The organism is Phytoactinopolyspora mesophila, assembly GCF_010122465.1.
Taxonomy (GTDB): domain Bacteria; phylum Actinomycetota; class Actinomycetes; order Jiangellales; family Jiangellaceae; genus Phytoactinopolyspora; species Phytoactinopolyspora mesophila.
Window position 1 is genome coordinate 81657 of record NZ_WLZY01000001.1, and the last position, 23082, is coordinate 104738.

The 23082-nt window shown below is 66.5% G+C and carries 19 protein-coding genes; 9 read left to right on the plus strand and 10 right to left on the minus strand.

Translation table 11 applies throughout. The annotated features are described in order from the left end of the window. Positions 1-30 precede the first annotated feature (30 nt). Positions 31-936: a LysR family transcriptional regulator gene (locus F7O44_RS00325; protein ID WP_162448222.1), complete on the minus strand. Its 906-nt coding sequence runs from the start codon at positions 934-936 to the stop codon at positions 31-33. Positions 937-1011: 75 nt separating this feature from the next. Between F7O44_RS00325 and F7O44_RS00330 the strand changes: the two genes are divergently transcribed. The 5 genes from F7O44_RS00330 to F7O44_RS00350 are packed head-to-tail and all read left to right on the plus strand — an operon-like array spanning position 1012 to position 7349. Continuing rightward, positions 1012-2301, plus strand: a complete 1290-nt coding sequence (locus F7O44_RS00330; RefSeq protein ID WP_162448223.1) for an MFS transporter — start codon at positions 1012-1014, stop codon at positions 2299-2301. Continuing rightward, entirely contained in the window at positions 2298-3920 is a 1623-nt protein-coding gene (locus F7O44_RS29505; RefSeq protein WP_162448224.1) for an ABC transporter substrate-binding protein, read from the plus strand. The genes F7O44_RS00330 and F7O44_RS29505 overlap by 4 nt, the downstream gene beginning before the upstream one ends. Beyond that, positions 3917-4864 (plus strand): ABC transporter permease, encoded by a 948-nt coding sequence (locus tag F7O44_RS00340; RefSeq protein ID WP_222850913.1) that lies wholly within the window; start codon positions 3917-3919, stop codon positions 4862-4864. The genes F7O44_RS29505 and F7O44_RS00340 overlap by 4 nt, the downstream gene beginning before the upstream one ends. Next, a complete protein-coding gene (locus tag F7O44_RS00345; protein WP_222850914.1) occupies positions 4861-5772 on the plus strand; it encodes an ABC transporter permease in 912 nt (303 codons plus the stop codon). The genes F7O44_RS00340 and F7O44_RS00345 overlap by 4 nt, the downstream gene beginning before the upstream one ends. Further along, on the plus strand, positions 5769-7349 hold the full coding sequence (locus F7O44_RS00350) for an ABC transporter ATP-binding protein (RefSeq protein ID WP_222850915.1): 1581 nt from the start codon (positions 5769-5771) through the stop codon (positions 7347-7349). Before F7O44_RS00345 ends, F7O44_RS00350 begins: the two co-directional genes overlap by 4 nt. 7 nt (positions 7350-7356) lie before the next feature. On the opposite strand, the gene F7O44_RS00355 is transcribed toward F7O44_RS00350, so the two are convergent. Both F7O44_RS00355 and F7O44_RS00360 read right to left on the minus strand, forming a co-directional pair. After that, positions 7357-8013 (minus strand): MBL fold metallo-hydrolase, encoded by a 657-nt coding sequence (locus F7O44_RS00355; RefSeq protein ID WP_162449231.1) that lies wholly within the window; start codon positions 8011-8013, stop codon positions 7357-7359. Then, positions 8013-8744 carry a maleylpyruvate isomerase family mycothiol-dependent enzyme gene (locus F7O44_RS00360; RefSeq protein ID WP_246220652.1) on the minus strand — a complete coding sequence of 244 codons (732 nt, stop codon included), beginning with the start codon at positions 8742-8744 and terminating at the stop codon, positions 8013-8015. Before F7O44_RS00360 ends, F7O44_RS00355 begins: the two co-directional genes overlap by 1 nt. Positions 8745-8877: 133 nt before the next feature. Here F7O44_RS00360 and uvrA point away from each other — a divergent pair, with 133 nt between their 5' ends. The 3 genes from uvrA (at position 8878) to F7O44_RS00375 (ending at position 13431) form a co-directional block, all read left to right on the plus strand. Next, entirely contained in the window at positions 8878-11742 is a 2865-nt protein-coding gene (uvrA, locus tag F7O44_RS00365; RefSeq protein ID WP_162448227.1) for an excinuclease ABC subunit UvrA, read from the plus strand. 16 nt (positions 11743-11758) lie between these two features. Further along, entirely contained in the window at positions 11759-12817 is a 1059-nt protein-coding gene (locus F7O44_RS00370; RefSeq protein WP_222850917.1) for a sigma-70 family RNA polymerase sigma factor, read from the plus strand. 71 nt (positions 12818-12888) lie between these two features. Then, positions 12889-13431: a dihydrofolate reductase family protein gene (locus F7O44_RS00375; RefSeq protein WP_162448228.1), complete on the plus strand. Its 543-nt coding sequence runs from the start codon at positions 12889-12891 to the stop codon at positions 13429-13431. A gap of 39 nt (positions 13432-13470) precedes the next feature. On the opposite strand, the gene F7O44_RS00380 is transcribed toward F7O44_RS00375, so the two are convergent. The 7 genes from F7O44_RS00380 to F7O44_RS00410 form a co-directional block, all read right to left on the minus strand. Next, positions 13471-13791 (minus strand): L-rhamnose mutarotase, encoded by a 321-nt coding sequence (locus F7O44_RS00380; RefSeq protein WP_162448229.1) that lies wholly within the window; start codon positions 13789-13791, stop codon positions 13471-13473. Between the two features lie 26 nt (positions 13792-13817). After that, positions 13818-14864, minus strand: a complete 1047-nt coding sequence (locus F7O44_RS00385) for a substrate-binding domain-containing protein (protein WP_162448230.1) — start codon at positions 14862-14864, stop codon at positions 13818-13820. A gap of 7 nt (positions 14865-14871) precedes the next feature. Next, positions 14872-16299 carry a GH1 family beta-glucosidase gene (locus tag F7O44_RS00390; protein ID WP_162448231.1) on the minus strand — a complete coding sequence of 476 codons (1428 nt, stop codon included), beginning with the start codon at positions 16297-16299 and terminating at the stop codon, positions 14872-14874. Then, complete coding sequence (locus F7O44_RS00395) at positions 16296-17219, minus strand: carbohydrate ABC transporter permease (RefSeq protein ID WP_162448232.1); 924 nt, start codon at positions 17217-17219, stop codon at positions 16296-16298. Before F7O44_RS00395 ends, F7O44_RS00390 begins: the two co-directional genes overlap by 4 nt. A 10-nt stretch (positions 17220-17229) precedes the next feature. Beyond that, positions 17230-18192, minus strand: a complete 963-nt coding sequence (locus tag F7O44_RS00400) for a carbohydrate ABC transporter permease (protein WP_187361033.1) — start codon at positions 18190-18192, stop codon at positions 17230-17232. 21 nt (positions 18193-18213) lie between these two features. Continuing rightward, positions 18214-19578 (minus strand): ABC transporter substrate-binding protein, encoded by a 1365-nt coding sequence (locus F7O44_RS00405; RefSeq protein WP_162448234.1) that lies wholly within the window; start codon positions 19576-19578, stop codon positions 18214-18216. Between the two features lie 358 nt (positions 19579-19936). Beyond that, positions 19937-20683 (minus strand): mechanosensitive ion channel family protein, encoded by a 747-nt coding sequence (locus F7O44_RS00410; RefSeq protein WP_162448235.1) that lies wholly within the window; start codon positions 20681-20683, stop codon positions 19937-19939. A 357-nt stretch (positions 20684-21040) separates the two neighbouring features. On the opposite strand from F7O44_RS00410, the gene uvrC reads away from it, so the two are divergent. After that, positions 21041-23053 carry an excinuclease ABC subunit UvrC gene (gene uvrC, locus F7O44_RS00415; RefSeq protein WP_162449233.1) on the plus strand — a complete coding sequence of 671 codons (2013 nt, stop codon included), beginning with the start codon at positions 21041-21043 and terminating at the stop codon, positions 23051-23053. Positions 23054-23082 lie beyond the last annotated feature (29 nt).

Consider the following 23082-nt stretch of genomic DNA (forward strand, 5'->3'; position numbering starts at 1 on the left):
ATCGCCGGAGCGTGGAACGGAGTTCGGGAGTTAACGATCCGCTGATGGGCGGTGTCGCGCCTGAAGGTCCAGCGCGTCGGCCAACTTGGTGGCGAGGCCGGTCAAGTTCGCATGTGCCGGCCGTCCGGTCACCATGCTCAGCGTGGCGTCGAATGCCTGGCCCAGCCGCAGCGCGTCTTCGCCGTCGTGCCGGTCGGCCAGCCAGCAGGATCGCGGTATCGCCGCGTAAACTCCACGCCCTCGTGCCATCGCCAGCGCGATCGGGGCGGTGCCGGCCATGTGCACCCGGGCGCCCCGCTGTGCAAGCAGCTGGGCGACGTCGTCGGGCTGGGAACTGAAGCTTGCCAGGACCACGTCTGTCCGGCTCAGGTGCGTGGGGCCGACGCGGGAGGGCAGCGGCACCTCCGCCGGCGCGACCAGTACTAGGGGATCGATCCCCAGACGTTGCCGGTGTACCCCTGGCTGGCTGATGCGTCCCGCCGGCAGCGCCACGACAGCACCGTCGACACGGCCCGCGACGATGTCAGCGACGAGCAGGATGCCGCTGCGTACATGCTGCTCCACGACCGTGCTGGCCGGAAGCAAGCCGTCGAGCGCGGTGAAGACCGGCACCGACAGGCTGGTGAAGGTTCCGAATCGGAGCCGGTCGAGATTGGCCGCCGCTCGCGCCGCATCTGCCGCGGCCTGGACCGTGGCCAGAGCTTCCTTGGCGTGGGCCAGGTACTCGACGCCGGCCTGGGTGGGCATGGTGCCGGTGGCGTGCCTGGTGAAGAGCGAGACCCCGAGCCGCCGCTCGAGCACCTTGAGCCGGTGGCTGGCCGACGGCTGGGCTACGTGGAGCTGCGCCGCGGCCGCCGTCAGCGAGCCGGTCTTCTCGAGTGCGACGACTAGGCGGAGATCGTCGATGGAAGCCATCGCCGTTGCGCGGTTAGCCATAGTGTGAATCTATAGCCTTACCGTTGCATCAGCTGTCTTCAGCACAGTTCGGGTCTGCGTGACAATAGGCACGCAATGAGAATAGTTATCGGCTTCAGCAGACGTTCCGGCGCTTCACAGCCGGGATCGTTCGCTACCTTCGCCACTTTCCCCAGCGCGGTCCGGCTGCTCGTGATCAATCAGTTCGGGGTCAATCTCGGCTTCTACATGCTCGTGCCTTACCTCGCATACGTCATAGCGGATGACTTTGGGCACGGCGTGGTGTTCGCGGGTCTCGTGCTGGGATTGCGGACGTTGTCCCAGCAAGGGATGTTCCTGCTCGGAGGCACCGCCACGGACCGGCTCGGTGCCAGGCCGGTCATCATCGCGGGCTGCGCGCTGCGGGCAGTTGGCTTCGGGTTGCTGGCCGTCGGCGGCGTGTCGGCCCTGCTGATCGCCGGCGCTATGGTGAGCGGGCTGGCCGGCGCTCTTTTCAACCCCGCGGTGCGGGCCTACATCGCCGAATCCGCCGCTGACCGTAGGGCGGAGGCGTTCGCACACTTCACCGTCGCGGCGAATGCAGGCATGCTGGTCGGGCCGCTGGTCGGGATGGCCTTCCTCGCGGTTGACTTCCGGCTGGTGGCCGTCGTGGCGTCGGCGGTATTCCTCCTCTTGACCGTCGCCCAGGCCCGGAACCTGCCGCCACAACCGGTCGCGCCCACGGGCGACACCGTGCTGGCCGACTGGCGCACGGCGGTGACCGACGTGAGGTTCGTGTTGTTCGCCCTGGCGGGCAGCTCGCTCTTCGCGTTGCACAACCAGCTGTACTTACTGCTGCCGCTGCGCGCCAACGCCGCGTTGGGCGGTTCGGCCGGGATCGCCATCGTCTTCGCGGTGGCGACCGTGGTGTCGCTGACCGTCCAGATCCCGCTGACCCGTCTGCTGGCCCGAAGGGTCGGGGCCCATCGAGCGATCTGGCTCGGGCTGGCGACGATCGCCACGGGCTTCGCCACGGTGCCGGCGTTGCCGTCGTCATCGGGCCCAGCCGCTGTGGTGCCGGTGCTGATCTGTGCCGCCTGCCTTTCACTCGGCATGGCGATGGCGCAGCCATTCGTGCTCGAGCGGATCGCGGAGCATGCGCGCACCGGTCTGACCGGAACCTACTACGGACTGTTCTATCTGGTCTCCGGCCTGGCAGCGGCCGGGTCGAGCGTCGCCGTCGGCGCGTTGAGCGACGACGACGGATCCGGCACCGGTGCGTGGCTGCTCTGCACGCTGGCGGGCGGCGCGTGTGCGCTCCTGGCGGCGTGCCGCGTGACGTCGCCCCGGCCCCGCCCGGTCGCCGCGCCGGCCGTCTACACAACCCATCAAGGAAGGAACCGATGAACGTCACTCCTGACCATCGCGACGATGTGTACCAAACCGGGCTGCGCGCCACCAATCGCGCGCTGACCCGCCGTCAGGCGCTTCTGGGTGGTGCGGCCGTGGCGATGTCTGCCGCCCTGGCCGCTTGTGGCTCGTCGAACAGCAGTGGAACGACGAGCGCCGGCGAGACCGCGGGTGCGGCGGCCAGCCCCAGCCGGGGAGGCCGTATCAGGGCTGCCTTCGCGGGCGGCGGGGCACAGGAGACGCTGGATCCGCACCGCGCCAACCTCTTCCTGGAAGGGTCGCGGTCGAAGATGATCTTCGAGAAGCTCGCGGACTACGGCGACGACATGGCGGCAGTGCCGCGCCTGGCAGAGGAATGGAGCCACAATGACGAGCTGACCGAGTGGACGGTGAAGCTGCGGCAGGCGACGTTCCACGACGGTTCTCCGGTGACGGCAGACGACGTCCTGTACAGCTACGCTCGCATCGTCGACCCGGATGAGGGCTTCCGGGCCCGGGCCAACCTGGAGATGCTCGACATCGCCAAGAGCGCGGCCGTCGACGAACGAACCGTGCGGCTCGTCCTGTCCCGGCCGTACGCCGAATTTCCCAACTCGATGGCGGCCTTCGGTGCGTTCATCGTGCCGAGCGGTGCCGAGGAGTTCGCTGACCCGATTGGCTCCGGGCCGTTCCGGTTCGAGGAGTGGACCCCCGGCAGTTCGCTGGGGCTGGTCTCGTTCGACGACTACTGGGAGGGACGACCGTACATCGACGAACTCGAATACCTGATCACGAACGAGGAAACCGCGCGGATCAACGCGCTGCTGGGCGGGCAGGTCGAGTACGCCCACGACATCTCCCCGGCATCCGGGCAAAGCCACCAGGATCGCGACGGCGTCATCTTCATCAACCTCCCGAACAGCGGCATGAACGGGTTCGTGATGAAGGTCGACCGCGCCCCGTTCGACGACCCCGATGTGCGCCGCGCGCTGTTCCTCCTGACGAACCGCCAGGAACTGGTGGACGCGGCCATCGGCGGCGCCGGAACCATCGGCAACGACCTCTTCGGCCAGGGCTACGAGTACTACGCCGACCACATCCCGCAGCGTGAGTTGGATCTCGACGAGGCCACGCGACTCATCGAGAAGGCCGGTGCGTCCGGGGCGGAGATCACCATCGACACCGCCGACGTCGGCACCGGCATGGTGGCCTCCGCCAGCGTGTTCGCCGACCAGATGCGGGCTGCCGGCCTCAATGTGACGGTCAACAACCGCGACGGCGGTACCTACTGGTCGGACATCCTGACCGAGGGACACTTGGCGACGTTCCGCTCGGGTGGCATGCCCATCGAGTCACACATCTCGCAACGGTTGCTGAGCACCTCGAGCACGAACGCCACGCGATGGCAGCGCCCGGAATTCGATGCCCGCTACCAGGAAGCGATCTCCACGGCCGATGCCGGCATCCGCGCCGAGATCTACCACGAGCTTCAAGAGACGTTGCACGAAGAGGGCGGCCTCGCCGTCTGGGGTTTCGCCGACTGGATCGTCGCCACCGGAAGCAAGGTCCACGGAGTGCAGCCGTCGCCGGCGAACTCGCTGGACTGGGCCCGCTTCGACAAGGTCTGGGTGGCGTGAGCCTACGCGCCTATGCGCTGCAGCGGATTGCTTTCGGCGTCGTCCAGGTGCTGGGCGTCGCCACCTTGGTGTTCGTTCTGACCGAAGCGCTTCCGGGCGACGCTGCCGTGGTCGTGGCCGGGGATACCCCGGACGCCGAGCGGATCGAGCGGTTGCGGGCCGCGATGGAGCTGGACCGGCCGGTCGTCGAACGTTACCTGGGCTGGCTGGGCGGGCTGGCCCGCGGCGACCTGGGCGCGTCGCTGATTTCCGAGCGGGCGGTCACGGACACGATACGCTCGGGCCTGCCGCCGACGGTGTTGCTGGCCGGGGTGACGATGGTGCTGCTGATCCCCACGGCGTTCTTGCTCGGAGTGGTGTCGGCCCGCCGGCCTGGGGGAGCGGCCGACCGGGTGATCAGCGGGATCACACTGAGTTTTTACTCGGTGCCCGAATTCGCTGCCGGTGTGCTTCTGATCGCTGTGTTCTCGGTGCACTTGAACATCTTGCCGGCGAATGCCCTGGGGTACGTCGGTGAACTGGCACAGCACCCACCGGTATTGATCCTGCCGATCACGGTGCTGCTCATCCGGCCCTTGTGCTCGGTGTCGAGGTTGGTGCGAGCCGGGCTGATCGATGCGTTGCAGAGCCCGTACGTCGCACATGCGCGCCGTCTCGGCATCTCCTCCTGGCGGGTGCTCTGGATGCATGCGTTGCCGTCGAGCGGCGGGGCGGCCGTGCAGCAGCTTGCGCGGACCGCCGACTGGCTACTGGGCGGGGTCATTGTGGTGGAGGCCATTTTCGTCATCCCGGGGCTCGGGACGACGCTCGTCGAGTCGGTCGGCAACCGCGATGTCCCTGTGATGCAGGGCCTCGCGGTGCTCTTCGCGGCCACGACCATCGCGGTGAACATCGCCGCCGACGTGGTCACGTATCGGCTGAACCCGCAGGCGGTGGCGCGATGACCAGCGACCAGATGGCTCTGAGCGGCCGGCGCCGGATCCGGCGGTGGGTCGCGGTGGTGCTGGTGGCCGTGCCGGGAGTGCTCGCCGTCGTCGGGCCCATCGTCTCCGACCGATCGGTGCACCGTGGCCTCTCATTCTCAGTCGACGACGGCCCGCTCGGTACCGACTTCGCCGGCCGGGATGTGCTTGCGGAGGTCCTGCACGGTGGAGCGCCGATCGTGATGATCACGCTGGTGGCCACCGTCTGCGCTTATGTGATTGCGCTTCCCCTTGGGCTGGTGGCCGCGATGTCCGGCCGGCGTTTCGTCGACGAGGTCATCATGCGACCGCTGGACCTGTTGCTGGCCATCCCATCACTGTTGCTGCTCATCCTGCTGGCGACGCTGAGCTCTCCGGGCATGTTCACCCTGGTGGCGATCGTGGTGGTGATCCTCGCACCGGACGCCACGCGGGTGGTGCGTGCCGCGGCGCTGAGCCCGGCCTCGAGTGCGGCGTTCGAGGCGATGGTGCTGCAGAACGAAACATGGACCCGGAAGGTCGTCGAATACGTCGGCCGGTCGATCCTGCGGGTCATTCTGGCCGACTCCGGGGTGCGATTCATCGGCGCCCTCTATCTGGTGGCGTCGGCGAGCTTTCTCGGCGTCGGAGTGGATCCCGACGCGGCCAACTGGGGTGTGATGGTGAACCAGAACAAAGGTGGGCTCATGTTGCAACCGGCCGGCACCGTGGTCCCAGCGGCGCTGATCGTCTCGCTGGCCGTCGGGCTGAATCTCCTGGTGGACGAGGTGGGACTGCGATCGGCGGACCGAGCGACGCATCGCCTGAAGGTACCGCAGCAGCCCCCAGGTGGCGCTGCTCGCCCGGCCGGCCCGTCACGGCGCCTCCGAATCGACAGGACGAGCCGATGAATATGGATCGACCAGCGACGACGGTCGCCGCACCCAGCGGCGGATCCGGGCGACAGGGGCCGCACGATCGCCCGGTGCTGATCGTGCGGAACTTCAGTGCGGAGGTCGGCGGCGAGCCGATCGTGCGGCCGTTGTCCTTCGAGGTACGGCCAGGGCAGGCGCTGGCCCTGGTCGGTGAGTCGGGCAGTGGAAAGACCACAACCGGTTTGGCGATCGCCGGGGAGCATGCCGACGGGGTGACGGTTCATGGCGAGATCGTCATCGAGGACCCAGGCGGCGAGAACCCTGGAGACGAGCGTTCAGCGAACGCGTCGTCGAGGGTCGGGTATATCCCACAACACCCCGCATCGGTGCTGGCCCCGGCCAGGCGCGTCGGCGCCGTGCTCCGCGAGGCGGCTGCCACGCACGTGCCCCGTGGGTGTCGGGGCCGGGCGCGGCGTGAAAGGATCGACCGGCTGGTGCGCAGGGCAGTCGAGCGGGCCCGGGTGGGCCGTGCCGACGTGCTGTTGTGCCGCTACCCGCATGAGCTCTCCGGCGGGCAGCAGCAGCGGATCGTGCTGGCCCAGGCACTGGTCGGGGATCCGGCGCTCGTCGTCGCCGACGAACCGACGACGGGACAGGACCCCGCTAATCGGGCCGCGATCGTGGCCGAATTCGAGCGTCTGCTCTCCGAAGGGGTCGCTCTCGTGTTGCTCAGCCACGATCTCGAGGTTGTCCGTAGGCTCAGCTCGGAGTCGATTGTGTTGCGCCGCGGCGCGGTGGTGGAGCGCGGTGCCCGGGTATGGACCGCACCGCGGCACGAGTACACCCGCCAGCTGATCGAGGCGTCAGGCTTGGGCGCCGGTATGTCCGCTGAGCTCCCTGCTCGCGCACGGACCATCGTCGTGCGCACGGCGGGTCTAGCGGTGCAGTTGGGTTCGGGCCGCCGGGTGACCGAGGTGCTGCGCGGCATCGATGTCACCGTCGGCGACGGGGAGTGTGTCGCCGTCGTGGGGGAGTCCGGCGCGGGAAAGACCACGCTGGCCCGGTGTATTGCCGGGCTCCGTCCTCCGTCGGAGGGGACCGTCCAGATTATGGGGCGGGTTGTCGCCGCGCACGCCGCGAGGCGATCGGCGAACGACCTGGCGGCGTGCCAGTACGTGTTCCAAGACGCACGCGCGTCGTTCGCGCCGTTCCGTACCGTCGGGGATCAGGCGGCGCGCACGGCCGTGCGATTACGCGGCCTCGAGCACCGTGCCGCTTATGCGGAGGCACAGGAGCTGGCGGATCGGGTCGGCCTGGGCCGTGAACTGCTGAGCCGTCACGTGGACGAGCTGTCCGGCGGCGAGTTGCAGCGGGCGGCGCTGGTCCGCGCCCTGCTGGCCCGGCCGAAGGTGCTGGTGTGCGACGAGATCACCTCAGGCCTGGACGTGGTGACCCGCGAACACGTCCTGGGGTTGCTCGCCTCCTTGCGCGACGACGGTCTGGCGCTCCTCGTCGTCACCCATGAGGCTGCGGTGGCGCGGCGGCTCGCGCACCGAGTCGTGGAGATCGCTGACGGACGCGTCCTCGACGTGAGGGAGTCGTTCTCCGGGTAAGCCCCGGCTACCAGCCCCGGCTACGCCACTCTGGTAGGTGGGGGCGCTCGTGGCCGAGTGTGGTGTCGTCGCCGTGGCCGGGGTAGACCCAGGTCTCGTCCGGGAGCCGGTCGAAGAGCTTGCGCTCGACGTCGCCGATCAGCGAGTCGAAGTCTTCGGGGGACGTGGTCTTGCCGACGCCACCCGGGAACAGGGAGTCGCCGGTCCAGAGGTGGGGCTGCCCGTTGGGGTCGTCATAGAGCAGGGCGATGCTGCCGGGGGTATGGCCGACCAGGTGAACGACCTCGAGTTCGCATTGCCCGAACCGGATGCGGTCGCCGTCGCGGACTTCGTCAGCGGTCGGCACATCGATAGCCGGAGCGTCGTCGACGTGGGCGACGGTGATCGCTCCGGTGGTGCGGGCGACATCGGCGAGGGCGCGCCAGTGATCGCGGTGCCGATGAGTGGTGACGATCCGCGTCAGCGGGCCGTCACCGCAGGTGGTCAGGATGCGGTCCGGTTCTGCTGCCGCGTCGATCAGTAGCTCCTGCCCGGTGTCGCGGCAGCGAAGGACATAGGCGTTGTTGTCCCAGCTCCCGCCGACCGACAGTTTGTTGACGATCAGATGGGTCAGTTCGCGGACCGCTGGGGGCCCACCAGGACGAGCATGACCGGTGTAAGACATCAGAGCCACGCGGGAAGATCGGGGACGGGGCCGTTCTGGGTCTGGAGGTCCTGGCCGGACGTGCGCCCCATCAGCCAGGCGAGCATGGGGCGAGCCGAACCGCTGACGACGACTTGCCCACTGGAGCCGATACGGGTGGTGGCACCGTCGATCACGGCGGTGAAATGGGGAGTGTCCTCGCGCTGGTTGAAACCGCGGATGGTCTCGGCCAGCGCGCGGCGGACGAACATGTCGGGCCAGTTGTCCACGGTATAGCCGGCGTCGAGGTCGAGGTGGTGCACTTCGAGCTCTCGCAGCCGTAGCCAAAGCGTGCGGCGCGCGGGAATCGCCTGGCCAGAGGCGGCCGGTCCGGTCACCACTTCACGCTGCCAGTGCTCGGCCGGCAGCTCGGTGACCGCGGAGGCGAACCGGTCCGAAGCCTTCTGGAGGTCCTCGATCAGCTCGTCCGCAGGTTGCTTGGCCGTGGCCTCGATGTCTGAGTTCCGGGTCTGGCGGTTCGGGTACATGGGAGTCTCCACGCCGGTACGAGCCCACTTGAGCAGGTTCGTGAGCGCGTCGGCGTTGCGGGCCACATGGGCAAGCACGTGTGCTCGGGTCCAGCCCGGACATAAGCTAGGAGCGGCCAGCGCCTCGACGTCGAAGGTGCTGGCCGTAGCGACGAGCCTGTCGGTCGCCGCGGTAATGGGCCCGGTGGACTCCACGTTGTCGCTCTCGGAGTTCTTGGAAGACATGGAAGGCACGGGTCCGAATCTACTGTGGGGAAGCTCGCGGAAGCCACCTTGTCAGTGCACGTGCCTACTATGCGTGGTGTATGTCGAAAGCTGTGACCGTAACACTGTGCTTGATCGGAGAAACAGGCCGCTGATGACCGAACTGACCACCAGCCACGCTGGTGAGCGCCTCGTAATACGCGGTGCTCGGGAGCACAATCTCAAGGACGTGTCGCTGGATCTGCCCCGGGACTCACTCATCGTTTTCACCGGATTGTCCGGGTCGGGCAAGTCCAGTCTGGCTTTCGACACGATCTTCGCCGAAGGCCAGCGTCGCTATGTCGAGTCGTTGTCGGCCTACGCTCGGCAGTTCCTGGGCCAGATGGACAAGCCGGATGTTGATTTCATCGAGGGGTTGTCCCCGGCGGTCTCCATCGACCAGAAGTCCACCTCACGCAATCCGCGCTCCACCGTGGGCACCATTACCGAGGTCTATGACTATCTGCGCCTGCTGTATGCGCGGGCCGGGCGGCCGCATTGCCCGGAGTGCGGGCGGCCCATCGGGCGGCAGACTCCGCAGTCCATTGTGGACCGAATCCTCGAACTCGATGAGGGAACCCGGTTTCAGGTGCTCGCGCCGGTGGTGCGTGAACGCAAGGGTGAGTACGTCGAGTTGTTCCGCACACTGCAGTCTCAGGGCTATTCCCGGGCCCGGATCGACGGTGAGGTGCACCAGCTCGCAGAGCCGCCCAAGCTGAAGAAGCAGGAGAAACACACCATCGAAGTGGTGGTTGACCGCCTGACCGTCAAGCGATCCGGATCGCGACGGCTGACCGACTCGATCGAGACGGCGCTGCGGCTGGCCGGTGGCCTCGTGACTCTCGACTTCGTCGATCTCCCGGAGGACGACGAGCACCGCGAGCGGGTCTTCTCCGAGCATCTGTACTGCCCATATGACGAGCTCTCGTTCGAAGAGCTGGAGCCGAGGACGTTCTCGTTCAACTCGCCGTTCGGCGCGTGCCCCGAGTGTGCCGGCTTGGGGACCCGCATGGAGGTGGACGAGGAACTCGTCGTGCCGAACCCCGAGCGCAGTCTCAACGACGGCGCGCTCGCGCCGTGGGCGCCGGCTCAGACCTCGGAGTATTTCGGGCGGCTGGTGACGGCGCTCTCGGAGACCATCGGGTTCCGTACCGATGTGGCGTTCGAGAAGTTACCCAAGAAGGCGCGAGATGCGATCTTGCACGGGTATGACGACCAGATCCACGTGCGGTACCGGAACCGTTACGGACGTGAACGTTCGTACTACACGTCGTACGAGGGCGTCATCCCGTGGGTCCGCCGCAGGTACTCCGAGGCCGAGTCCGACGCCAGCCGGGAGCGGTTCGAAGGATTCATGCGCGAGATCCCGTGCGCGGCATGTAAGGGTGCCCGGCTCAAGCCCGTGGTGCTGGCGGTCACTCTGGGCGGGCTCAGCATCGCCGAGGTGGCGGCGCTGCCCATCGGCGAGTGCGCGCGATTCCTCAAAGAGTTGCAGCTGTCCGAGCGCGAGGAGCAGATCGCCGCTCGCGTGCTCAAGGAGGTCAACGAGCGGCTGCAGTTTCTCGTGGACGTCGGGCTGCACTATCTGAGCCTCGAGCGCCCGGCGGCCACCCTGGCCGGAGGCGAGGCACAGCGTATCCGGCTGGCGACGCAGATCGGCTCCGGTCTGGTCGGCGTGCTCTATGTTCTCGACGAGCCCTCTATCGGCCTGCATCAGCGGGACAACCATAGGTTGATCGAGACCCTGGTCCGGCTCCGCGACCTCGGCAATACCCTGATCGTGGTCGAGCACGACGAAGACACCATCCGCACCGCCGACTGGGTGGTAGACATCGGACCCGGTGCTGGTGAGCACGGTGGGCAGATTGTCGTCAGTGGTCCGGTGGAAGAACTCATGACACATGAGGGCTCCATCACCGGTGAATACCTCTCGCGCAGGCGGGAGATCCCGACGCCGGCGGTCCGGCGGCCACCGACCGAAGATCGTGCGCTCACCGTCGTCGGAGCCCGGGAGCACAATCTCCGTGGAGTCGACGTGTCGTTCCCCCTGGGGCTGTTCGTCGCGGTCACCGGCGTCAGCGGCTCCGGCAAGTCCACCCTGGTCAACGACATCCTTTACACGTCGCTGGCCAAGGAGCTGTACGGCGCCAAGGCCGTGCCGGGGCGGCACCGGCGTATTGACGGGATGGCGCTGATCGACAAGGTCGTGCACGTCGACCAATCACCCATCGGACGTACCCCGCGCAGCAACCCGGCCACGTACACCGGTGTCTTCGACCACATCCGCAAACTCTTCGCCGAGACACAGGAAGCCAAGATCCGCGGATATCAACCCGGCCGGTTCTCGTTCAACGTCAAGGGTGGGCGCTGTGAGGCATGCAGCGGTGACGGCACCATCAAGATCGAGATGAACTTCCTGCCGGACGTGTACGTGCCGTGTGAGGTCTGCCACGGCGCGCGCTACAACCGCGAGACGCTCGAAGTCCATTACAAGGGCAAGACCATCTCCGAGGTCCTCGAGATGCCGATCGAGGAAGCCGTCGAGTTCTTCGAACCGGTCCAGCGGATTTCCAGGCACCTGCGCACGCTGGTCGACGTCGGCCTCGGCTACGTCCGGCTCGGTCAGCCCGCGCCCACGCTGTCCGGTGGTGAAGCACAACGGGTCAAACTCTCGGCCGAACTGCAGAAGCGCTCCACCGGCCGGACCATCTACGTCCTCGACGAACCCACCACCGGGCTGCACTTCGAAGACATCCGCAAACTCATCGGGGTATTGCAGGGCCTGGTGGACAAGGGCAACACCATCGTCGTCATCGAGCACAACCTCGACGTCGTCAAAACCGCGGACTGGATCATCGACATGGGGCCTGAGGGTGGTACCGGCGGTGGAACGGTGGTGGCCACCGGCACCCCGGAGCAGGTCGCCCAGATCGAGGGTTCTCACACAGGAGCGTTCCTGCGTCCCATTCTTCAGGGGTGACGTTCAGGACCATGTCGTGACCGATACCGGCGCTGCCCCCACCGAGCCGGACCACGGCGCGGTGGCGGCGGCGCTGCGCGCGGGTGACGAGCCGGTGTTCGCCGCGCTGGCCGAGCGGTTGCGGCGTGAACTGCAGGTTTACTGCTACCGGATGGTGGGCTCGTTCGAGGAGTCCGAAGACCTCGTCCAAGAGACGTTTCTGCGTGCGTGGCGGGCACGGGCGAGTTTCGAGGGCCGCGCATCGGTTCGCGCGTGGCTCTACCGCATCGCCACCAACGCCTGTCTCGACGTGCTGGAGCGTCGGTCGCGGCGGACGCTTCCGCACCACGTGACGCCTCCCTGGTCTCCCGATGCCGAGCTGCCGCCCCCGGCGGATCAGCCCTGGCTGCAGCCGTTTCCGGATCAGCTGCTCGAGGTGGCCGCACCGCCTGGTGAACAACCGGACACTGTGGTGGTCACCAGGGAGACGATCGAGCTGGTCTTCCTGGCGGCCATTCAGTATCTGCCGCCCCGACAACGTGCCGCGGTGATCCTGCGTGACGTGCTGGGCTGGCGAGCCAGAGAGGTCGCCGATCTCCTGGATGTTTCGGTGCCGGCGGTGAACAGCGCGTTGCAACGGGCCCGTGAGACACTCCGGAGGCAGTTGCCCGAGCAACGGCACGGCTGGGCACGGACCACTGAAGTGACTGCCGAAGAGCGCACGATGCTCCGGCGGTTCATGGACGCGACCGAGCGGGCCGACATCGCGGCCATCGCCGAACTCCTGGCCGACGATGTCCGGGCGACGATGCCCCCATGGCCGATGTGGTTCGCCGGTAAAGACGCTGTGGTCGAGTCCATGACAGCGGGCCTTGGTGCCGGAATCCCTGGGCGTTTCCGGATGCTTGCGGCCGGCGCCAACCGTCAGCCAGCGGCCGCTGCCTATGTTCGTAGACCGGGAGACACCCTCTATCGCGCCTTCGCCATTGAGTTGCTGCGTTTCGAGCACGGCCGGATCGTGGAGATCACCGCGATCCACGACATCCCGTTCGAGCCGTTCGGCCTGCCGAGGGTGCTGGACATGCCCGACCGATGAGTTTTGTGCCGGCAGCCGTCTCAACCTTGAACCGCTCACCGTGAGCGGTGGTTGCCGAGAGGAGCATCAGGATGGCTGTCGGAAAGGTCGTCGCACACGCGACGATGTCCCTGGACGGATTCATCGCCGCGCCGGGTGACGACATGGAGTGGATCTTCGAGTACCTGGGCGTCGAAGACGACGTCATAGCGGAGTTCATGAACGCCACGGGCGCGATGCTGGGCGGACGGCGCAGCTACGACGTCGGCGCCAGGGACGACCGTGACGCGTATGAGGGCGCGTGGCACGGACGGGGGTTCGTGCTCACACACGAGCCGCCCGAGCGGCCTCCGAGCGCGGCGATCACGTTCTTGTCCGGCGACGTCCGTGCCGCCGTGGCCCAGGCGCTGGCCGCAGCCGGCGGGAAGAATCTGGAAGTGGTCGGTGCCAACGTGGTCAAGCAGTGCCTCGAAGCGGGTGTGGTCGACGAGATCTTCGTGCATGTACTGCCGGTTCTGCTCGGTGACGGTGTCCGCTTCTTCGAGCGACGGCAGTTCCGCCGTAGCAACCTTGAGCTGATCGGCACTCATGCCTCGGGCCAGGTGACCAACCTGCGTTTCCGCGTCGTGTCATAGCTCAACGGCCGTTGGTGGACCGGGTCGCCGCACGTGTGGTCAGTCGAGGTGGAAGACCTCCGGCAGCCGGCGCATACGTTCGTCGGCCCGGTCACCGCCCATGTCGGTGAAATACTCCGACATCGCTGCTTGCCAACGGTTGTTCACGTCCGTGCCGGCCATGGCGCCCAGGGCCGCCTGGAAATCGTCGCACTCCACGTAGCCGATCAGCAGGCCGTCGTCGCGCAGGAACAGGGAGTAGTTACGCCACCCGGCATCCCGGAGCGCGTCGAGCATCTCCGGCCAGACATGCTGGTGAGCCTCACGATACTCGTCCAGGCGATCTGGACGGACCTGGAGTGTGAAGCAGACGCGTTCCATCTCATCTCCCTTTGGCGGATCGGCTTTCAGGCGGACTCGCGGACGACGACGGTCGTGTCCAGCACCGTGAAGGACTCTTCGGGTTCCTCCCCGGCGATCCGGGCGATGAGCAGCCGGGCCATTTCCCGGCCCATCTCCTCGATCGGCTGGCGCACCGTGGTGAGTGTCGGATCGGTCTGCCGGGCGACGCCGGAGTCGTCGAACCCGACGACGGCCACGTCGTCCGGGATGCGCCGGCCGGCCTCGCGGAGGGTCCGCAGCGCTCCGGCGGCCATCAGATCAGCCGCGACGAAGACGCTGTCGATGTCCGGGCGCCGTTCGAGGAGCTGCCGCATCGCCGCGACGCCTGCCTCATAGCTGAAGTCTCCGTAGGCGACGAGGCCGTCGTCCGTGGCGAGTCCGTGAGCCCGGCATGCTTCCCGGTAGCCCGCCAGCCGGGCCAATCCGGCGCCCATATCCTGCGGGCCGGCGATGGTGGCGACAACCCTTCGTCCGGACGCATGCAAGTGGTCGACGGCGCGCTGGGCTCCGCCGATGTTGTCGACATCGACGAACCAGCCCGCCGACGCACCAGGCCGTGTCAGCCGTGCCGGCCGACCACCTAGCACGAGCGGCAGACCGCGCTGTTCGACCAGCAATGGCAACGGATCGGCGTCGTGCAGCGACAACAACATGACCCCGTCGACGTGCTGGGACGTCAGGTGATGCTCCACACGTTCGCGTTCAGCCGCGGATTGGGCCATGGCCAGCCAGAGCTGAAGCTGGGCGTTGACGAGTCCTGAACTGATCCCGCGCACTATTCCGGCGAAGAACGGCTCGCCGAACACTCGCTCCTCCGACTCGGACACCACCAGCGCCACAGCGTCGGTGCGCTGGGTCACCAAGGCGCGAGCGGCCAGGTTGGGGACGTAGCCGAGCTCGGCGATGGCTCGTTCCACGGCTTCGCGGGCATGCGGGCTGACCTGATCTGAACCGTTGACCACCCGGGAGACCGTGCCTCGGCCGACGCCGGCGCGGGCGGCGACCTGCTCGAGGGTCGGCCGCCCGGCCGTGCGGCTGCGTTGACTTGTCACCCGGTCATTATGCGTCGAAGCCGTTACGGCTGATGGCATCGGCGTACCACTGGGCACTCTTCTTTGGCGTACGGCGTTGATCGGCATAGTCGACGTGGACGATCCCGAATCGCTTGCTGTAGCCGTAGCCCCATTCGAAGTTGTCCATCAGAGACCACACGAAGTAACCCTGCACCGGGACACCGCTGGTGATCGCCTCGTGGCAACCACCGAGGTGCGCTTTGATGTACGCCAGCCGCTCGGGGTCGCTGATCTGGCCGTCGTCGTCGACGACGTCGTCGTAGGCGGCACCGTTCTCCATGACGTATATCGGTAGAGACGTGTAGTCGCGATGCAGCCGGACCAGGATCTCGGCCAGCCCGTCGGCGTCGATCGCCCAGCCCATGCCGGTCACCGGCTGGTCGGGGGTGCTGAACTGGACGAACTCACTACCCGGCCACGCCCCCGACCAGTCCGACGGCGGTGATGCGGACGTGTCACCGTCGGGTGGTCCGGCAACGAAGTAGCGGCTGTAGTAGTTGACACCCAGATAGGACATTGGTGTCGCGATTGTCGGCATGTCGCCGTCGTGGACATGGCTGAAGTCGGATACCGGACCGAGGTCTTCCAGGACGTCCGCCGGGTACTCGCCCCGGAGCAGCGGATCCAGGAAGATGCGGTTCGCCATACCGTCGATTCGCCGGGCGGCGTCCAGGTCTGTGGCACGAGACCCAGTGGCCGAGACGCCGTAGAGGTTGACGGTGATGCCGACGTCGGCGCTGGCGTCATCGGCGCGAATCGCCTGGGTCGCCAGACCATGGCCCAAAAGGAGGTGATGCGCCGCCCGGACGGCTGCGGTGCCGTCCCGGCGGCCAGGGGCGTGCTCGCCGGAGCCGTATCCCAGAAACGCCGAGCACCAGGGTTCGTTGAGTGTCGTCCAGTTACGGATTCGATCGCCGAGTGCCCCATGAACCAGGCTGGCGTAGTCGGCGAAGCGGGCCGCGGTCTCACGTTCCGGCCAGCCTCCGGCATCTTCGAGCGGTTGGGGGAGATCCCAGTGGTAGAGCGTCGCCCAGGGCTCGATGTCGTTCGCGAGTAGTTCGTCCACCAGATGCCGGTAGAAGTCCAGGCCGTCCTGGTTCGCCGGTCCCTTTCCGGGTGGCTGCACGCGCGGCCAAGCGATGGAGAAGCGGTACGACGTGAGCCCGAGATCGGCCATCAGCCGGACGTCGTCGCGGAACCGGTGATAGTGGTCGCACGCCACGTCTCCGGTGGAACCATCGGCGATGGCTCCGGGAACGCGGCTGAACGTATCCCAGATGGAGGGGGCGCGCCCGCCTTCGGCCACCGCGCCTTCGATCTGGTAGGCCGCCGTGGCAGCACCCCACCGGAATCCGGCAGGGAACTCGATACTGGACGTGGCCCGAGGCCGGGGTGCTGGCTTGTCGATGGTCATCCTTTGGTTGCACCTTCCATGATTCCGCTGATGATCTGCCGAAAGAACAGGATGAAGACGACGACGAGGGGCACGGTGGCGATGACCATGCCGGCGAAGACCTGAGACAGGTCCTGGTGGTATGCCGAATTCAAGGTCTTGAGCGAGATCTGCACGGTGGGGTTGCCGGGGTCGGCCAACACGATGAACGGCCAGAAGAAGTCGTTCCAGTACTGCATGAAGGTCAGCAGGCCGAGTACGCCAGCCGCGGGTCGCAACGCGGGCGCGGCGACGTTCCAGAAGATGCGCCAGGTCGAGCAGCCGTCGACCCGGGCCGCCTCGATCAGCTCGTCCGGGATGGCCTGGATGCTGTATTGGCGCATCAGAAAAATGCCGAATCCGCTGATCAGGAACGGCACGATCACGGCTTTGACGTCGTTGAGCCAGCCGAGCTCACTCATGATGATGTACAGCGGCACGATGCCGAGCTGAATCGGCACCATCATGGTCAGCAAGATCGCCAGCAGCAGCACGTTCTTGCCTCGGAACCGCAGCTTGGCGAAGGCGAAACCGGCCAGCGCCCCGAAGAACACCGTGGTCACGGTGATGGTCCCGGACACGATCATGGAGTTCACCAGGCCTCGGACGATCGCCGCGTCCGGGTTGTCGAGGACCCGCTGGACGTTCTCGCCGAGGTTCCCGCCTGGCAGGAGGTGAGGCGGCCAGCTGTAGGCCGCCTCACTCGAACGTGACGCGACAACAACCATCCAGTACAACGGGAAGATCGACAGGAACGCGGCCACGATCAGCCCGCCGACGGTCAGTGGTCCGGCCCGCCGGACGGGACCGCCGTCGTCGTGCTGAGGTTTGCGGCCGCGGACCTTCTTGGCCGGAGCCGGCTTGGTGTCGTGCGGCGGAGCACTCATGGTTGGGGCTGTCATCGCCGTCCTCTCACCGGTCCGAGCTGATCCGGCGGACCAGCAGGAAATTGATCGCCGACATGACCACGATGAGCAGGAAAAGAACCAGCGCGATCGCGCCCGCATAGCCCCACTGGTGATACGTGCGCATCACTTGGACGAGGTACATCGTGATGGTCTGGAACTGCCCGGTGCTGCCACCGGAGAGAGCACCTGATCCGCTGGTGAACATCAGCGGCTCGGTGAACAGTTGCAGGCCGTAGATCGTGGAGATGGTGACCGTGAAGATGATGGTGGGCTTGAGCAGTGGCACCGTGATCTGCCAGAACTGCCGCATGCGGGACGCGCCGTCGAGCTCCGCGGCCTCGTACATGTCGCGGGAGATCGCCTGCATCGCCGCGAGGTAGATCAGCGCGTTGTATCCCGTCCAGCGCCAGTCGACCATCGACGCGATCGACATCCACGAGGTCCATCTACTGGCCCGCCAGTCGATGCGCTCCATGCCGAACATCTCCAGGATGCCGTTGGCCAGACCGTAGTCGCGGGCGAAGAACATGCCGAACACGAGCGCGACGACGGCCGTCGAGGTGACGATCGGTATCGCGATCGCCATCCGGAAGAAGCCGATGCCACGGAGCCTGCGGTTCAGCCAGTTCGCCAGGATCAGCGCCATCATCAGCTGGGGAATGGTGGCGACGATGAACATGCCGATCGTGTTGCCGACCGAGTTCCAGAACCGTGAGTCCTCGAGCAACCGGGTGAAATTCTCGGCGCCGACGAAGCTCGTCTCGGGGGACATCGGTGACTGATCAGTCAGCGAGATCCAGACGGTGTACCCCAGCGGATACAGCCCGAAGATCGCGAACAACACGAAGAACGGCAGCACGTAGAGGTACGGCGAGATCTTCTGGTCCAGCCGTGCCCACGACGGGCGGCGGAGTCCCCCGGGCCGTCCGCCCGCCGTGCTCACATGCGGATCGGCCCGATCCTTCAGCTTCACAGGATCACGAACCCACTAGCCGATGCCAGCCGCGGTGTCCTGCGCGTTCTGCCAGGCCTCGTCCGGTGTGCGCTCGCCTTGTTCGACCGAACGCAATGCGTCTTCGTAGGCCGTGCGGATCGCGTTGTTCTGCGGCCCGAGGACGACTGGCTGCAGGTCCTGTGCCCCGGCGCCGAAGATCTGCCCGGTTGGAGCGTCGTTGAAGTACTCGTTGGTGGCGGCGAGCACGGCATCGTCACCGAGTGCCTGCGGCGAGGACGGCAGGTTGCCCAGCGCTTCGAACGCCTCGACGTGTGCCTCCGGCGTGGTCAGGTACGCGGCCAATGCCGCGGCCTCGGCCGGGTGCTCGGATTCGGCCGGCACCGCGAGGAAGGATCCTCCCCAGTTGCCGCCGTCGCCAGGTGCGTCTGCGACATCCCACAGCCCGGCTGCGTCGTCGCCCGCGGCGCCGGAGATGACTCCGGTCATCCACGCGGGGCAGGCGATGGTGGCGAAGCTACCGGACTGGAACCCGGCGTTCCACTCGTCCGAGAACGAGTTGAGTCCGGTGGAGAGACCCTTCTCGATCATCTCGATGGTGAGATCCCAGGCAGCCTTGATGTCCGGATTGTCGAGGTCGAGGTTGTTGTCCGGGTCGTAGTAGGTGTAGCCGGAGTTGTTGCCGGCGATCTGCATCAGCATCGTGTTGTAGACGTTGGTGGCCGCGTCCAGGAACCCCTGACCGGTGTCGGCTGCCTCGAACTCCTCGCCGACGGCGATGTAGTCCTCCCAGGTGGTCCACAGCGCGGATACCTCGTCCCGGTCGGTGGGGAGGCCGGCCTCCTCGAAGAGATCGCTGCGGTAACACATGGCCATCGAGCCGACGTCGGTGCCGAGGCCGAGTACGAAGCCGCCCGGGGCACCCTGCTCCCACTTCCACGGCAGGAAGTTGCTCTCCAGCTCGGCCGCGCCGTGATCGGCGAGGTTCACGAACTTGTCCAGCTGTGCGTAGAACTGAACGATGGTGCCCTCTTCGAGCGCGACGACGTCTCCGGCGCCGGATCCGGCGGTGATCTGCTGGACCAGCCGGTCGTTGTAGTCGCCCAGGCCGAGGCCGGCGCCGCGTTCCTCGATGGTGATGTGCGGGTTTTCGCTCATGTACTGCTCGTACAGAGCCTCGTAGCCGAAGCCTTGCTCGCCGAAGACGTCGACCACGAGCGTGATCTGTTCGGCGTCGGTGGTGTCGGCGTCGTCTCCGTCGTCGTCCTCGGCTGCCGCTTCCGGCGCTTCGGCGTCGGAGGCCTCAGGCTCGCTGTCGTCGCCGCCGCAGGCAGCGAGGAGCAGCGTGGCGACACCGAGGGTGGCAAGAATAGTTCGGGTTCGGGTTGGTCTGACGCTCATCCTGACCCTCCAGGTCGTGTGATGTCGGCATGCGTCCGGCGCGGACCGTCGGCCGCAGGCGAAGCGTCCCTCGTGCCGTACGGGAGCGCTCCCATTAGCGTTGCCGCAGGATTACCACGAGATCAAGAGCATTCTTGGGAGCGTTCCCAATCTGTTATAACCGACCGGTCCGGTGCCCACGGGCTACCGGAGTCCGGTCCTGGCCCGGTTCATCCCTGATCGGCCGGGGTGGCCGGCACGAGTGAAGTTCGCGCCCGGATCTGCGGAGACAGCGAGATGGCGCACGAAAACGGGGCGGTCGCACCATGTTGGGTGCGACCGCCCCGGGGTCGTCCGAAGCTACGAAACTTGTCCCGAATCAGAAGGACGGGGGGTCCTGTCGCGGCGGTTCGGGGGTGTTCTGCGGCTCGCGGCCGCCGCCTCCCGGACGGGGTGCGAGTTTCGTCCACCACTTCTTCGCCGTGTCGATTCCGCCGATGCCGAATGCGATGACGCCGGCCAGGAGGATCGACAGTGGCAGGAACTGGAGCAGTGTGTTCTCGATCTTGTCGGTGACCGAAGGGGCGAAGTTCAGTGTGTCGAGAGCGGCCAGAACACCGACGACGAGAACACCGATGCGGACCGCGGTAGCCACCCAGCCCATATTGCGGCTCTCGGCAAATGGCCGGACCACGCCGTATGCCCAATTGGCAATCGCGGCCGCGACGAACAGGACAAGAAGCGCGATGAGAACAAGTGGCAGGTATGCGATCAGGTCGCTGAGTAGCTGCGTGAGCTGTTCGATTCCGAGAACTTCGGCAGCGATTTGGATGAATATCAGGAAGATGAGGAAGTAGGCGACCTGGCCGATTAGCCGTATTCCGGATGTTCCGGCTTGTTGCAGCATCGGCTCAAGGCCAGCCGCCTCGGTCAGGCGGCCTGCGCCGACCCGTTCGAGCACCGAAATCAGCAGGCGACGGATCAGCTTGGCGATCCAGTGCCCGACCAGGAGTAGGAGTAGGGCGACGATCAGGCGGGGGATGAATTCGCCGACATCCCGCCCGAGCTCAGCGAAAGAATCGACAAGCTCATCGACAAAATCGACATTAGATAAGTTGACAGTCATTTACCGCTCACATCCTCTTGGTAAAACTCGGCCCATGGCGTGTCACGAAGATAACCGAGGATGACCTTGTGTGTCGGGGAGAACACGCGAATTGAGAACTCAGCAGGCACTTGTTTTCGGCACGAATTGGTAAATATCCCCACACCCGGCCTGACAACCCCACCCGCCCGGCCTGACAACCCCACCCGCCCGGCCTGACAACCCCACCCGCCCGGCCTGACAACCCCACCCACACCCCCGCACCCAAGGTGTTGATCATGGGCGGATGACACCTATCGGGCGCCCAATAGGTGTCATCCGCCCATGATCAACACCTTGGGTGCGGGGGTGTCTGTGCTGACTCGTAGGCTGGAACACGTGGCCGACCCTTCGACTTACCGCCCCGCGCCCGGCTCCATCCCGGTCGAGCCCGGCGTCTACCGGTTCAGTGACGGCGACGGCCGGGTGATCTACGTCGGCAAGGCCAAGAGCCTGCGCTCGCGCGTCTCGTCGTATTTCCAGGACCTCTCGGCGCTGCATCCGCGCACGCTGGCGATGGTGACCACCGCCGCGAAGGTCGAGTGGACCGTCGTGCGCACCGAAGTCGAAGCCCTGCAGCTCGAGTATTCGTGGATCAAGGAGTACGATCCGCGGTTCAACGTGCGCTACCGGGACGACAAGTCCTATCCGTACCTGGCCATCACACTTAACGAGGAATATCCCCGGGCGCTCGTCATGCGCGGGGCCAAGAAGCGAGGCGTCCGGTACTTCGGCCCGTACGCACACGCTTGGGCCATCCGGGAGACTCTCGATCAGCTTCTGCGTGTCTTCCCGATCCGCAGCTGCTCGAAGGGTGTGTTCAACCGGTCGCGCCAGATCGGGCGGCCGTGTCTGCTCGGGTACATCGGCAAATGTTCGGCCCCGTGCGTGAGCCGGGTCAGCGCTGAGGAGCACCGGGAGATCGTCGAGGATCTCGTCGCGTTCTTGGAGGGCAAGACCGCCACGTACATCAAACGCCTCGAGCGGGAGATGAAAGCCGCCTCCGCCGAACTCGACTTCGAGCGAGCAGCCCGGTTACGTGACGACATCGCCGCGCTCGAGCGCGCCATGGAGGCCAACGCGGTGGTGCTCGGTGACGGTACCGACGCCGACGTCGTGGCTCTCGCGGATGACCCTCTCGAGGTCGCGGTGCAGATCTTCTACGTACGCGGCGGCCGGGTGCGTGGGCAGCGAGGATGGGTGGCGGACAAGGCCGAGGACGTTCCTGCGGGCGAGCTGCTGGAGCGGTTCTTGCTGCAGCTTTATGGTGAGGCCGGTGGTGAAACCGTCCCGCGCGAGATCATCGTTCCGGAACTGCCGGAGGACGCGGATGAGGCCGATGCGCTGCGCGAGCTGCTGGCCGAGTTGCGTGGTGGCAAGGTGGATCTGCGAGTCCCGCAACGTGGCGACAAGCGGGCGCTGCTCGAGACAGTCTCGCGTAACGCCGCTCAGACCCTGAAATTGCACAAGACGAAGCGCGCCAGCGATCTGACCACCCGGAGCCGGGCGCTTGAAGAGGTGCAGGAGGCGCTCGAACTGGACGAGCCGCCCCTGCGGATCGAGTGCTACGACATCTCGAATCTGGCCGGGACCGAGGTGGTCGGGTCCATGGTGGTGTTCGAGGACGGGTTGCCGCGCAAGAGCGAGTATCGCAAGTTCGGCGTTCGGGGAACCGAGGGGATCGACGACGTCGCATCCATCCGGGAGGTGTTGCGGCGCCGATTCCGCCGGCAGCACGTCGCGGCCGTCAACGATGCCGGCGATCCGGGCGTGTCCGTCGAGGACGGTGAAATATCGGAGCCCGACGCCCGGGAAAACCGGGGGCCGTCGAGGATCGACCCTGAGACCGGCCGGCCGCAGAGATTCGCGTACACCCCCGGTCTGGTCATCGTCGACGGTGGGCAGCCCCAGGTCAATGCCGCCCGCCAGGCCATGGACGAGTCGGGCGTTCCTGATATACCGGTCGTCGGCCTGGCCAAACGCCTGGAAGAAGTCTGGCTGCCGGACACCGAAGATCCCGTCATCATGCCGCGGACGAGCGAAGGGCTGTATCTGCTGCAGCGAGTGCGCGACGAGGCGCACCGCTTCGCCATCACGTATCACCGGCAGCGACGTTCGAAGTCGATGACCGATAGCCTGCTCGACGGCATTCCCGGCCTTGGCCCGGCCCGGCGAAAGACGCTCCTGGCGCATTTCGGCTCGCTGAAGAAGCTCCGCGCCGCCGGTCCCGAGGAGATCAGTCAGGTGAAGGGCATCGGTCCTGCCTTGGCTGAGAACATCGCCCACGCACTCGCTCGAAGCCAGCCCGCACGTTCGGTCAACACCGCCACTGGTGAGATCAGCGAGGGCTGAGCGGGCCGCCGTGCTGGATCACGACCGCG